Here is an 11,773-nt window from a genome sequence, read left to right as displayed (position 1 = left end):
GCGAGACCGGTCGAAAATAGGAGCGAGACCGGTCCGAGAACCGGTTTCGCTCCTATTTTCGACCGGTCTCGCTCACGGGGGGGGGGAGGGAGGAGGGTAATCGATGGACAGATGGGTCAGAAGCGGCGGCGGCGGCCGACGTTGACGATCGCCCCTTGCGGGAGGACGGTGTTCGGGTCGAGGGAGCGCGGCACGGCGGCCAGGAGCACTGAGAAGACCGGTGGACGGCGCGCGGTGAGCTCGATGCGGCCCCCGTCGGCCTCCACGAGGTCCTTGGCCAGCGCCAGCCCCACGCCGGTGGAGCCGTGCCCGGACACGGAGCGCTCGAAGATGTGCGGCGCGAGCTCGTCGTCGACCCCCTCGCCCTCGTCGGCGATGTCGATGAAAACGCCGTGCCCGCCGTTGGCGCTGCGCACGGAGACGGTCGTCGTCCCCGCCCCGTAGCGCAGGGAGTTCTCGATGACGGTGGCCAGGACCTGGGCGAGCGAGCCGGGGCTGGCGAGCACCGGCTGATCGACGTCGTCGGTCAGGACCAGCTCGCGCCCGGCCTCGGCGAAGGCCGGCCCCCATTCCTCGCACTGCTGCTCGAAGAGCTCCCCGAGGTGGAGGGCCTCCGTGGTTCCGCCACCGCTGCGGCGCGAGACCTTCAGGAGGTCGTCGACGACGCCTGTCAACCTCTCCACCTGCTCCAGGCAGGCGTGGGCGTCGGCGCGCACCTGCTCGTCGTCGGCGATGAGCTCGATCTCCTCCAAGCGCAGGCTGAGGGAGGTCAGTGGCGTGCGCAGCTGATGGGAGGCGTCGGAGGCGAACTGCCGCTCGGCCGCGAGCCTGCCGGCCACGCGCTCGGCGGAGCGCACGAGCTCGGCCTGGACGAGGTCGATCTCCTCGATCCCGGAGACCCGGATGCGGGGGCGCACCTGCCCGCTGCCCAACTGCTCGGCCTCGGCCGCCAGGTAGATGAGCGGGGCGGAGATGCGCCGCGAGACCTTCGAGGCGACGACGGACGCGGCGGCCAGGGCCACGATCGCCAGGGCGGTGCCCACCGTCACCACGGACAGGACCGTGCGCCAGCGCTCATGATCGTCCGACGCGGACCGCGCGGCGTAGAAGATCGTCGCCGCGCCCAGGGGCACCCCCAGGAGGATGACGGCGACGAGCACCGCCGCCATGGTCATCTGGAGGGTGCGGCGTCGCATCGGATCCCCTGGGCGGAAACGGCCTCAGGCCAGGCGGTAGCCCGCGCCCTCGGCGAGGAGGACGGCGGGGGCGTCGACGTCGTCGCCGAGCTTGCGGCGCAGCCAGGTGGCGTGCATGCCGAGCGTCGACTCCGAGCCGGTGGGGTCCTCGCCCCAGACCTCTCGCAGGATGTCGTCGCTGTCGACGACGGCGCCCGCGCCGCGCACGAGAACTCTCAGGAGCTCGAACTCGCGGACGGTCAGCTGCAGCTCACGACTGCCCACGAAGGCGCGGTGGGCGGCGACGTCCACGCGGATATCCCCGTGGGAGAGCTGGTCGACGGCGGCCTCGCCGGAGGCGCGGCGGACCTGGGCGCGCACGCGGGCGAGGAGCTCGGCGAGCCGGAAGGGCTTGGTGACGTAATCGTCCGCGCCGGCGTCGAGGCCGACGACGTGGTCGGTGTCCTCGCTGCGGGCGGTGAGCATGAGGATGGGGATGGTCAGGCCCTGCGCGCGCACGGTCCGCGCGACGTCGAGACCGTCCATGTCCGGCAGGCCGAGGTCGAGTACGAGGATGTCGGCCTCGCCGATCTCCTCCAGGGCGCCCTTGCCGGTGCCGTGGGCGCGGACCTCGTAGCCCTCGCGGCCGAAGGCGCGGGCGAGGGGCTCGGAGATGGCGGGGTCGTCCTCGACGAGAAGCACGATTGTCACGATCCAGATACTAGCCGAGTTGCCCGGGGGGTGGCAGTGGCTCCGTCGCCATCGTGAGCGGCGCGGGGATGCTCTCGCATGGTTTTCCGCGATATCGCGAGGAAATACCCACCCGAGCAGAACCTGGGGGCGGCCTGATCATCGCCGTCCCGGCCCGCCTAGTCCCGGACGGCCCGCGGCCCTCAGGCGCGCTCGAGCGACCAGGGGGTGACGTTGCCCATGCCCTTGGCAACGACGTCGTGGCACTGGCGCACTCGGTAGCGCAGGGCGACGGGGCTGGCCATGAGGGCGCGGGCAGTGGCCTGGTCCATGCGGATGCCCCCGGGTTCAGCGGTGTCGACCAGTCGGGAGGCGAGATTGACGGGCGGGCCGAAGACGTCGCCGGAGCGGGACACGACGCGGCCCTCGACGAGGCTGGCACGCACGAGGATCTCGTCGAGCTCCGACTGGAGCTCATCGACGAGGGAGGTGACGACATCGGCGGCGATGGTCAGGTCATCGGAGATGTACATGACGGCGTCCCCGATGGTCTTGACGACTCTCGCCCCCCGCGACGTGATGACGTCACGGGCCGTCGTCTCGAAGTCGTCGAGCATGGTGGACAGCTCCATGCGGCTCATCGTCTGGGCGCGCTGGGTGAAGGAGACGATGTCGACGAAGCCCAGGGATCTCACGAGCGGGTAGTAGTCGGGGCCCACGCGCTCGATGCCCCGCCGTGAGATCTCGGCGTCGGTGCGGTCCAGGAGCGAGGCCAGGTGGCGGCGCCACACGTAGATGAGCTGGTCGGTCAGGGGGGCAGTGATCTCGTTGATGTGGTCGAGGACGACGAGCCGGGCGGAGGTGTCGTCCAGGCCGAGGCGTTGGCCGACATCCGCCACGAGGGTCTCGAGCTGCCACAGGACGAGTCGGTCCATCGTGTACGACTGGGCTCGGAGCAGTTCGAGGATCGCCGAGGTCGATAGACCGCCGGGTCCGTCCGGACCGGGGCGGCGGTCCTCCTCGGAGTCGATGAGGTCGGCGATGGCCCGCAAGGCGTCGGCGTCCTGGCGGGTGAAGCGGACCTCGTCGTCATCCACGTCCGCGAAGCCCATGGCTCGCCAGAAGCTGCGTGCGAAGAGCGGGGAGACCTCGGCCGCGCCGGCGAGCCGGAGCAGCGTCAGGTCGGGCTCGCCCCCGAGCAGCAGGCGGGAATGGGCGACGGCCGTCGCGCGATCGGTGGTCGATCCGGCCGCGCCATCGGCAGGCCCCGCGCTCCGTTCATCCCCGTCCCCGGGTACGGGGACGGCCCCCTCCGGCTGATCGGGAAGGGACTCGCCGCCTGTTCGAGGACCGGGAGCGCGGTCCCCCGCCCCGAGCCCTTCTCCGTGCGCCGGCGGCGCCTCTGGCTGATCCATCAGGACAGGGTAGCGCAGATCACAGGATTTTGTCAGAAAGACATCAGATGTCCTGTCATCCTGAGGTGATCATGCGAGAAGGCGCGAGAACGTGCGGCCCGCGTTCAGATCACGTACGCCCGTCGGGCTCTGCGGCTCGAACGCTCGCATCCCCGGCCATGATGAGCCTCTCCGGGCCGCCGCCATCCGGCCGCAGTCGGAGCTCGGGCTCAAGGCCGACGGCCGTCCCGGAGACATCGCCGCCCGGGGTGCTCACGCGGACACGGGCCCCGAGGGTCGCGCAGGCCTCGCGCAGGTCCTGGCCGAGCGTACCGGTGGCGGTCAGCGCCCCATCAGGATCCCCGCCAGCAGCCTCCCACTCCCCCAGGAGCCGGAGCAGGCGCGGGGCGACGGCCTCCAGCACGGCCCCGGGGTCCGACCGGGGCCCGCCGGCGCCCAGGCTCCGCAGCGAGGCGGCCCAGGGCACGGGGAGCGCCTCCGGCGGTTGGCCGACGTTGACTCCGATGCCCAGGATGACGACGGGCGCCTCCTCACGACGGACGGGAGCCCCGGCCCCATCCCCGCCTCCGGGCGCGGGGATGAGCTCGGCGAGGATGCCCGCGATCTTGCGGGCGCGCCCCCAGCCGGGCACCTCGCCGTCAACGCCGACCTTCCCCTCGCCAGAGGGCTCGACGACGACATCGTTGGGCCATTTCGTGCGGGCGCGCCAGGGCAGGCCTTCCAGTGCGGGTGCGAGGGCGTCGCGCACGGCCAGGCCCGCCAGCAGAGGGAGCCAGCCGAGGCGATCGCCGGGTACGAGCGGCCGAAGGACGAAGGAGACGGTCAGGGCGACACCCGGCGGGGTCACCCAGTCGCGTCCGCTCCTGCCCCGCCCGGCGGTCTGGGCGAGGGCCCGCAGCGCGGATCCGTGGGGCCAGCGGTCAGCAGCAGCCGCATCGAGGCGCCCGGCGGGGGCGAGCTCCTGGCGCAGATCATCATTGGTCGAGCCTGTGGCGTCGACGGTCACCAGCCGGGTCGTGGTGCTCATAGGGCGAAGGGTACCCGCAGGCCCCGCAACCCGGGCCTGCCGGTCCCACCGCTGGTCGCTGGGTAGTCTGGGGCGGTGATCATTCTCGCCTCGAAGTCCACGGGCCGTCTGGCCACCCTCCGCGCCGCAGGTATCGAGCCCCGGGTCGAGGTCTCCTCGGTCGACGAGGGCTCGGTCCTCGCCGCTCTCGCCGAGCGGCACGCCGCCACTGGCGAGGAGGCCCCCTCCCCCGCTGAGCAGGTGCTCGCCTTAGCCCGGGCCAAGGCGCTCGACGTCGCCGATGCGCTGAGCGGCGATCCCGCCGACGGCGCAGGCGCAGGACCGGGACCGGCGGGATCCGGTGGGCGGGCCGGGGCGCCCATCGTCGTCGGATGCGACTCGATGCTGGAGATCGACGGCGCCGTCGTCGGCAAGCCCCGCATGCCCGAGGCGGCCCGCGAGCGCTGGCTGGCGATGCGGGGGCGCACGGGCGTACTGCGCACCGGGCACGCCCTGGTGCGCCTGACCGATGGGGCAAGAGCGGAGGGCGTCTCGTCGGCGATCGTCCACTTCGGCGAGCCCAGTGAGGCGGAGATCGACGCCTATATCGCCACCGGGGAGCCGCTGTGGTGCGCCGGGGCCTTCACGATCGACGGGCTGGGCGGCGCCTTCATCGAGGGGATCGAGGGCGACCCGCACGGCGTCGTCGGCATCTCGCTGCCCCTGCTGCGCGGGCTCCTGGCCGAGTTGGGAGTGACCTGGACGGATTTGTGGGGCTGAGCCGCCAGTCGGGGGCAGGGAGGCGGCCGACCTCAGCCGGAGGGGTTGAGTCGGGACATGATCTCGGCGAGCGCCTCCAGGTCCCCCCGCCCGAGGCGGTCGATGACGTGCCTGCGGACGCCGTCGAGGTGCAGGGGCGCCGCTGAGCGCAGAAAGGCGAGGCCGGGGTCGGTGAGCGCGCAATTGACGCCACGCTTGTCGGAGGGGCAGGAGCGCCGCTCCACGAACCCCTCCTTCTCCAGGCGGGTGACCGTGTGGGTGAGGCGGGAGCGGGAGTGCCCGATCATCTCGGCCAGGCTCGACATCCGCAGCTCCTTGCCGGCGGCCTCGTCGAGGCGCACGAGGATCTCGTACTCGTGCAGGGACAGGCCGACGCCCGTCTCGAGCTCGTGGTTGAGCACGCCGGTGACGGCGGTGGCGGTGTGGAGGAAGGCGCGCCAGGCGCGCATCTCGAGGGCATCGAGTCGGGGCGAACCCGCGGTTCCGCAGCCACCGGCCGCCCGTATGGGGGCCTCGTCCGCTGGGCCCTGCCCGCAGGAGGGGACTGTGGGAGCGGGGGTCCGACCGCAGGCGGGTCCATCCTGCTCCGCGAGTGCCTCTCCGTCCTTCCCGGGCATATCGTTCCTCTCCGCGCTGGTCCGAGACGTCGGACAGCGCCGCGCCGATGGTGATGCGGCCTCGCGATAATCGATCGACCTATGAGATGTCGTTAAGTATTGAACAATCGGGACGGGATTACCAGCGACCATGACAGGGCCCGCCTTTTCAACGGCGTCAGCCGAGACCCGTACTCCGGCGCCGCAGCACCCTTCTGGCACCCGCAGCCGACCAGCACGAGCCGTCATCGTCCACGATGAGGCCCGCCCCCGTGGGCCCGACGGCGAGCGCGGCCGGGAAGAGCAGATCGAGTCCCGCGGGTTCGGTGGGGGCAGGCGGAGCCACCCCGAGGCTCAGCGCGGCCAGCAGCAGGCCGTGGGCGACGACGTCAGCATCACCCGTCCCAAGGCCCGCCCGCCGGGCCGCGCCCGGGTGGAGGTGGATGGGGTTGTCATCGCCGGTCGCGCCCGCCCAGACGATCGCATCCTCTGCGCTGAGGTGGAGCCGGCGGCCGACGGCCGTGCCGCCTTCGCCGGCGGTGGCAGTGCCCGTGCTGCTCCGAGGAGCGCTGCGGGGGGCCGGGGAGAGGCGCCGGGCGAGGCCGTGATGGACCTGGAGGAGCGGGGCCCCGGCGAGCGGCGGGAGGCGCGCGGCGGCGTCGACAACCACTTCGGCGGTCACCTCGATGAGCTCCCAGCCCCCTCGGATGGTTCTTCGCGTGCGGGGCGGGGCAGGATGGGCGGCGCCTCCGGGTGCCGGAGTGATGCGGCAGCGCCGGTGGATGAGCCCCTCCCAGGGCACGATCATCCCGCGAATCAGGATCAGGGCGACCAGTGCCGGGGCGATGGCGCCGGCGCCTTGACGGGCGTCTGCCTCGGCGTCATCGACACCGGAGCGGGTCAGGATCCCCTCGATCACCTCCTGGGCATGGCGAAGCCCCACCAGCTCGGGGCTCGTGGGGCTCGACGCGCTCATGCCCGGATCGTATCCGGGCGCGGGGCTCAGCGGGTCTCGCGGTGCTCCGTGTGCTTGCCGCAGCGCGCGCAGAACTTGGAGATCGCGAGGCGATCGGGGGTGTTCCGGCGGTTCTTCTTGGTGATGTAGTTGCGCTCCTTGCACTCCGAGCAAGCCAGAGTGATCTTGGGACGCACGTCAGCGGTCTTGGAGGCCACGTGTCTCTCCTCTGATTGATCCTCGAGCAGCCCGGGGCGGCGATGTGCTCGAACCTTGCGTAGCGGGGGAGGGACTCGAACCCTCGACCTCACGATTATGAGTCGTGCGCTCTAACCAGCTGAGCTACCTCGCCATGTCATGCGGAGGGGGCCGAACCGGCCCCCAACGCATCAGAGCCTCGAACGAGGATTGAACTCGTGACCTCTTCCTTACCAAGGAAGTGCTCTACCACTGAGCTATCGAGGCAACGAGCGGAATCCTAAGCGGAACCGTCATGCCTGGGCAATCCGGCCCCGCGTGGGCTCGCTCACTGCGGACCGCCCCACCGGAGGGGCTCTGATCATCGGGACCGAGGACCCTCCGATCATGGTGGCGGGTGAGGGATTCGAACCCCCGTAGCTTGCGCGGCTGATTTACAGTCAGCTCCCATTGGCCGCTCGGGCAACCCGCCATGCCCCGCGTCACCGAGTCCAGCAGACCCACCGCGCGGTGCCGTGGAAGAATAACAAGCCGACGGCGGAGCGCGCCAATCCCGCCCCTAGGACCCTGCTCACACGACCCTCGAGCCCGAGCAGCGCCGGGGAGGGGCGGCGCGGAGGCGTCGGCCCCCGGCAGTGGGGGCGCCCGACACCCGTGAGCGCTCCGCCCGGATGCCCGTACGCGCCCATCAGTGGAAAGGGAAGGCCATGGCCGCAGACTCCTCCTTCGACATCGTCTCCAAGCTCGACCGCCAGGAGGTCGACAACGCCGTCAATCAGACCGCCAAGGAGATCGCCCAGCGCTACGACTTCCGCGGCGTCGACGCCTCCGTCACCCTGGCCGGCGACGTCATCGCCATGGAGGCCAACTCCGCCGAGCGCGTGCTGGCGATCCTCGACGTGCTGCAGTCCAAGCTGTTCCGGCGGGGCGTGTCCCTCAAGGCCCTCGACCTGGGCGACCGCGAGCCCAAGCCCTCGGGGAAGATCTACCGCTTGGCCTGCCCGCTCAAGGAGGGCATCAGCCAGGAGATCGCCAAGCGGATCACCAAGGCGATCCGGGATGAGGGACCCAAGGGCGTCAAGGCAACGATCCAGGGCGATGAGATCCGAGTGTCCTCCAAGTCCCGCGACGACCTCCAGTCGGTCATCGCTCTGCTCAAGGGCCTCGACGTCGACGCCGCCCTGCAGTTCGTCAACTACCGCTGAGACCGACGGGGCCGCAGCGGCGCCGCCCCGTCGCCCTCATGACACCATGACATCCCCTGAGCAGGCAAGAAATCCCGAGAGCGCCGGGCGAGCCGGTCAGTACCCGGCCATCTGCTCCAGGCGCCGGATGCGGTCGGCCATCGGGGGGTGCGTGGCGAAGAGGTTCTTCACGCGGCCGAAGGGGTTGGCGATCATCATCGAGCTCACCGGTTCCATACGCGGGTCTCGGGCCATGGGGGCAGCCGCGATGCCGCCGTCGAGCTTGCGCAGGGCGCTGGCCAGGGCGAGCGGATCATTGGTGAGGAGCGCTCCGTCATGGTCGGCGTCGTACTCACGGGTGCGCGAGATGGCGAACTGTGTGACGGTGGCGGCCAGTGGGGCGAGGAGCGCGAGCAGGAGGATGGCCAGGCCATTGCTCTCGCGGCGGTCGCGGCCGGCGCCGAACCACAGGGCCATGGAGCCCAGCGAGGAGATGATCCCGGCGATACCCGCGGCGATGGAGCCGGTGAGGATGTCGCGGTTGTAAACGTGGGAGAGCTCGTGGCCCAGCACGCCGCGCAGCTCGCGCTCGTCGAGGAGCTGGAGGATGCCGCGGGTGCAGCACACGGCGGCATTGGCGGGGTTGCGGCCGGTGGCGAAGGCATTGGGGCTCATCGTCGGCGCCATGTAGAGGCGCGGCATGGGCTGGCCCGAGGCCGCCGACAGCTCGGCGACCACCTTGTGCATGACGGGCTCCTGGGCAGCGGTGACCTCGATGGCGCCCATGGAGCGCACGGCGAGCTTATCCGAGTTCCAATAGGTGTACGCGGTCTGGGCCACCCCGATCAGCGGCATGATGAACAGGAAGATCGAGGAGCCGGTTCCCCGGGTGAGCAGGTAGCCGATGAGGATGAGCAGGCCCCACATGCCGCCCAGCAGGGCAGTGGTCTTCAGGCCGTTGTGGTGGTTGGTGCCTTGGTGGATCGCCGACATGGCGCCAGGGTAGCCGAGGAGTCTGTGCGCGCCCTGTGCGCCGTCAGCACCCGGGGTGAGCCTCCCCCGCTGCGCGCTTGGTCCGCAGAAACCGCCCTGCCCTGCTGTTGCGCCCTCATCCTCGCAGTTCGAGGGCGCAACAGCGGGCCGGGACGGCATGCGGAGAACGAGGGCGCAACGGCGGGAGGAGGGGGCGGCGAGGCAGCCCGGGCGGTCTCCAGAACCTCCCGACCTCCCCCTCCCCCACGCTCCTTCAGAGACGGTGGGCGACGCGCTCCGGGACACGGGAGGGGTCGGGGGCGCCGATGAGGTCGGCGGGGATCTCAGTGCCGCGCGAGACCGCGGTCATGGCCTCGCGGGACACCACCTTGACGCACTCACGGGGCCTGGACTCCCCGCTGCTGACCGTCACCTCGCCGTAGGCCTCGCCCAGACCGCGCTCGTAGGCGTCGAGGAGCTCCCAGCCGTCCCAGGTAGTGAAGGGAACGCCGCGCTTGTTGAGCAGGAGCATGACGGCGTCGTGCCCGACCTGATTCTCATCGGCGGTGGTGGCGCGGAGCAGTCCCGCCTGGGCATCGGCCACGAGGTTGGAGATGGTCTCCTGGGCGTCGGACTTGGTCGAGCCGATGAGCCCCACGGGGCCCCGGCGGATCCAGCCGGTGGCATAGATGCCGGTCAGCGGCTCGCCGCCCTCGCCCAGGACCCGCCCACCGGCATTGGGCAGGACGTGGCGCTCGGCATCGAAGGGCAGGCCCTCGATGGGGCTGCCGGCGTAGCCGATCGCCCGGTAGACGGCCTGGACGTCGAAGTCCCGGAACTCCCCCGTGCCCTCCACGCTCCCGTCGCCGGTCAGGCGCGTGCGCTCGACGCGCAGGCCTCTCACATGGCCGTCCTCGTCGGTGAGGACCTCGGTGGGGGCGGAGAACAGGTGGATGTGGATGCGGCGGGAGGCGGTGAGATCCTCCGGCTCGGCCATGGCGTAGCCCTCGAGGGCCTTGACCACCTGGCGCTGCTGGTTGGAGGCGGCGAGCGCCGCCTGCGAGCCCTCGTCGTACTCGAAGTCCTCCTCATCGACGAGGACGTCGACGTCCGGCTGCTTGCCGAGCTCGCGCAGCTCCAGCGGGGTGAACTTGACCTGGGCGGGGCCGCGGCGCCCGAAGACGTGCACGTCGGTGACCGGGGAGCGGCGCAGCTCGGCGGCGACGTTCTCGGGGACCTCGGTGACCATGAGGTCCTCGGCGTGCTTGGCCAGGACGCGGGCGATGTCGAGGCCCACGTTGCCCACGCCGATGACGGCGACCTCCTTGGCACTCAGGTCCCAGGTGCGCGGATGGTCTGGGTGGCCGTCGTACCAGGAGACGAAGTCGGCGCCGCCGTGGCACTCGGGGGCGTCGACCCCGGGGATGCGCAGGGGGGCGTCGGTGTCGGCGCCGGTGGAGAAGATGAGGGCGTCGTAGTGCTCGCGCAGCTCATCGACTGTGATATCGCGGCCGACCTCGACATTCCCGATGAGGCGGATGTCCCCGCGCTGGAGGATCTTGTACAGCGCGACGATGATCTGCTTGATGCGGGGGTGGTCGGGAGCGACGCCGTAGCGCACCAGGCCGTAGGGGGCGGGGAGCCGCTCGAAGAGGTCGATGTTCACATCGAGACCGGACTTGGACAGGATATCCGAGGCGTAGATGCCCGCGGGGCCTGCCCCGATGACGGCGACGGAGAGAGGGCGGGTGCTCACTGGGTCTGGCTCCTGGTGTGAGGGGTAGGCTGGGGCGATCCTGGCTCAGCGTGCCACGGAAGGCTGGGACGACGACAGGCACAGTCTAGATACTTCGGCCCCCCTCACCAGCAATGGCCCAGGTGGTGGACGCCTCTCAGGCGGCCGGGGCGCCGGTTCATCGACGCGCTCCCCGCCGTCGTCGGGGCGATGGGCTCTCGCGGGCGGGCGTCTGCGGGCGGGCGCCCTTCTACGCCGCGACGAGGTGGCGCTGAGCCCGGGAGGGGATCGGCGGCTCAGCGCGCGGGCTCCCGCTCGTCGTCAGACGACGCGGCCGGCCTCGAGGGTGAGGCAGCGGTCGGCGATCCGACGAGCCTGCTCGTCATGACTGACGAGGAGCACGAGCGCGCCCTCCCGGGCGGCCCGGGCCGCGGCGTCGTGGATGATACGGGTGGAGCGGGCATCTGCGGCCGCGGTCGGCTCGTCCATGAGCAGGATGTCGGGCTGACTGACGAGGGCCTGGGCGACGAGGACCCGCTGGCGCTGCCCGCCGGAGACCTCGGAGAGCTGGCGGTCAGCGAGGTCGGCGATGCCCAGGAGTCCCATCACCTCGCTCACGCGCCGCTTGTGGGCGCGGTTCAGGGGGCGCAGGAACCCGGCATCCCCCCAGCAACCCATGGCGACGGCGGCGCGGACCGTCAGCGGCATGCGCTCGGGGATCGGCGGGGCCTGGGGCACGAGGGCGAGCCGCGCGTCGGCGGGGCGACGCTCGATACGACCGCCCGCCAGGGGCAGGATCCCCGCGACGGCGGCCAGGAGGGTGGACTTGCCCGAGCCGTTGGGGCCGAAGAAGCAGACGACCTCGCCCGGGGCCAGGTCCAGGCTCACGCCGTTGATGGCCAGCACCTCGCCCCTGCGCACGACGACGCCGCGCAGGATGAGGCCGCGCGCGACCGCGTCGTCAGGGCGGGGCGCGGCGGTCGGGCCCCGCCCGGAGGGGGCGGGGGCGGGGGCGGCAAGGATGCCGGAGGAGGCCCGCTGGGGAGCATGGAGACGCATGCGACGAG

Annotated in this window: 12 protein-coding genes and 3 tRNA genes; 2 read left to right on the top strand and 13 right to left on the bottom strand. The window is 71.5% G+C overall.

Annotation, left to right across the window (positions count from 1 at the left end):
- Nucleotides 1–116: 116 nt before the first annotated feature.
- The 4 genes from B1H50_RS09265 to B1H50_RS09250 all read right to left on the bottom strand — a co-directional run bounded on the left by B1H50_RS09265 (nt 117) and on the right by B1H50_RS09250 (nt 4,307).
- Complete coding sequence (locus tag B1H50_RS09265) at nt 117–1,196, bottom strand: sensor histidine kinase (protein ID WP_080463490.1); 1,080 nt, start codon at nt 1,194–1,196, stop codon at nt 117–119.
- A gap of 24 nt (nt 1,197–1,220) precedes the next feature.
- Entirely contained in the window at nt 1,221–1,886 is a 666-nt protein-coding gene (locus B1H50_RS09260) for a response regulator transcription factor (protein ID WP_080463489.1), read from the bottom strand.
- Nucleotides 1,887–2,068: 182 nt separating this feature from the next.
- Nucleotides 2,069–3,280, bottom strand: coding sequence for an adenylate/guanylate cyclase domain-containing protein (locus B1H50_RS09255; protein WP_080463488.1), 1,212 nt, complete (start codon nt 3,278–3,280; stop codon nt 2,069–2,071).
- Nucleotides 3,281–3,389: 109 nt separating this feature from the next.
- Nucleotides 3,390–4,307: a biotin--[acetyl-CoA-carboxylase] ligase gene (locus tag B1H50_RS09250; RefSeq protein ID WP_080463487.1), complete on the bottom strand. Its 918-nt coding sequence runs from the start codon at nt 4,305–4,307 to the stop codon at nt 3,390–3,392.
- Between the two features lie 75 nt (nt 4,308–4,382).
- Between B1H50_RS09250 and B1H50_RS09245 the strand changes: the two genes are divergently transcribed.
- Nucleotides 4,383–5,066, top strand: a complete 684-nt coding sequence (locus B1H50_RS09245) for a Maf family protein (protein ID WP_080463486.1) — start codon at nt 4,383–4,385, stop codon at nt 5,064–5,066.
- 32 nt (nt 5,067–5,098) lie between these two features.
- On the opposite strand, the gene B1H50_RS09240 is transcribed toward B1H50_RS09245, so the two are convergent.
- The 6 genes from B1H50_RS09240 to B1H50_RS09215 all read right to left on the bottom strand — a co-directional run bounded on the left by B1H50_RS09240 (nt 5,099) and on the right by B1H50_RS09215 (nt 7,287).
- Entirely contained in the window at nt 5,099–5,683 is a 585-nt protein-coding gene (locus B1H50_RS09240) for a MarR family winged helix-turn-helix transcriptional regulator (RefSeq protein ID WP_229657862.1), read from the bottom strand.
- A gap of 157 nt (nt 5,684–5,840) precedes the next feature.
- Complete coding sequence (locus B1H50_RS09840; protein ID WP_080463485.1) at nt 5,841–6,638, bottom strand: MaoC/PaaZ C-terminal domain-containing protein; 798 nt, start codon at nt 6,636–6,638, stop codon at nt 5,841–5,843.
- Between the two features lie 26 nt (nt 6,639–6,664).
- Nucleotides 6,665–6,835 (bottom strand): 50S ribosomal protein L33, encoded by a 171-nt coding sequence (rpmG, locus tag B1H50_RS09230; RefSeq protein ID WP_017179009.1) that lies wholly within the window; start codon nt 6,833–6,835, stop codon nt 6,665–6,667.
- A gap of 60 nt (nt 6,836–6,895) precedes the next feature.
- Nucleotides 6,896–6,969, bottom strand: a tRNA-Met gene (locus B1H50_RS09225).
- A 41-nt stretch (nt 6,970–7,010) separates the two neighbouring features.
- Nucleotides 7,011–7,082: transfer RNA gene (locus B1H50_RS09220), tRNA-Thr, on the bottom strand.
- A 121-nt stretch (nt 7,083–7,203) separates the two neighbouring features.
- Nucleotides 7,204–7,287: transfer RNA gene (locus B1H50_RS09215), tRNA-Tyr, on the bottom strand.
- 235 nt (nt 7,288–7,522) lie between these two features.
- On the opposite strand from B1H50_RS09215, the gene B1H50_RS09210 reads away from it, so the two are divergent.
- Nucleotides 7,523–8,020, top strand: coding sequence for a YajQ family cyclic di-GMP-binding protein (locus B1H50_RS09210; protein ID WP_080463484.1), 498 nt, complete (start codon nt 7,523–7,525; stop codon nt 8,018–8,020).
- 96 nt (nt 8,021–8,116) lie between these two features.
- Here B1H50_RS09210 and htpX read toward each other — a convergent pair whose 3' ends face one another.
- The 3 genes from htpX to B1H50_RS09195 all read right to left on the bottom strand — a co-directional run bounded on the left by htpX (nt 8,117) and on the right by B1H50_RS09195 (nt 11,765).
- Entirely contained in the window at nt 8,117–8,992 is an 876-nt protein-coding gene (gene htpX, locus B1H50_RS09205) for a zinc metalloprotease HtpX (protein ID WP_080463483.1), read from the bottom strand.
- A 253-nt stretch (nt 8,993–9,245) separates the two neighbouring features.
- Nucleotides 9,246–10,727: an FAD-dependent oxidoreductase gene (locus B1H50_RS09200; RefSeq protein ID WP_080463482.1), complete on the bottom strand. Its 1,482-nt coding sequence runs from the start codon at nt 10,725–10,727 to the stop codon at nt 9,246–9,248.
- A 300-nt stretch (nt 10,728–11,027) separates the two neighbouring features.
- Nucleotides 11,028–11,765, bottom strand: a complete 738-nt coding sequence (locus B1H50_RS09195; RefSeq protein WP_080463481.1) for a metal ABC transporter ATP-binding protein — start codon at nt 11,763–11,765, stop codon at nt 11,028–11,030.
- Nucleotides 11,766–11,773: the final 8 nt, after the last annotated feature.

This window comes from Actinomyces gaoshouyii (assembly GCF_002072175.1).
In the GTDB taxonomy this organism is placed as follows: Bacteria; Actinomycetota; Actinomycetes; order Actinomycetales; family Actinomycetaceae; genus Actinomyces; species Actinomyces gaoshouyii.
This window is presented reverse-complemented; position numbering and strand designations above follow the sequence as displayed.

Coding starts and splice junctions, on each gene's coding strand:
- htpX (WP_080463483.1), bottom strand. CDS start 8,992: ATGTCGGCGATCCACCAAGGCACCAACCACCACAACGGCCTGAAGACC.
- B1H50_RS09840 (WP_080463485.1), bottom strand. CDS start 6,638: ATGAGCGCGTCGAGCCCCACGAGCCCCGAGCTGGTGGGGCTTCGCCAT.
- B1H50_RS09210 (WP_080463484.1), top strand. CDS start 7,523: ATGGCCGCAGACTCCTCCTTCGACATCGTCTCCAAGCTCGACCGCCAG.
- B1H50_RS09250 (WP_080463487.1), bottom strand. CDS start 4,307: ATGAGCACCACGACCCGGCTGGTGACCGTCGACGCCACAGGCTCGACC.
- B1H50_RS09255 (WP_080463488.1), bottom strand. CDS start 3,280: ATGGATCAGCCAGAGGCGCCGCCGGCGCACGGAGAAGGGCTCGGGGCG.
- B1H50_RS09265 (WP_080463490.1), bottom strand. CDS start 1,196: ATGCGACGCCGCACCCTCCAGATGACCATGGCGGCGGTGCTCGTCGCC.
- B1H50_RS09195 (WP_080463481.1), bottom strand. CDS start 11,765: ATGCGTCTCCATGCTCCCCAGCGGGCCTCCTCCGGCATCCTTGCCGCC.
- B1H50_RS09240 (WP_229657862.1), bottom strand. CDS start 5,683: ATGCCCGGGAAGGACGGAGAGGCACTCGCGGAGCAGGATGGACCCGCC.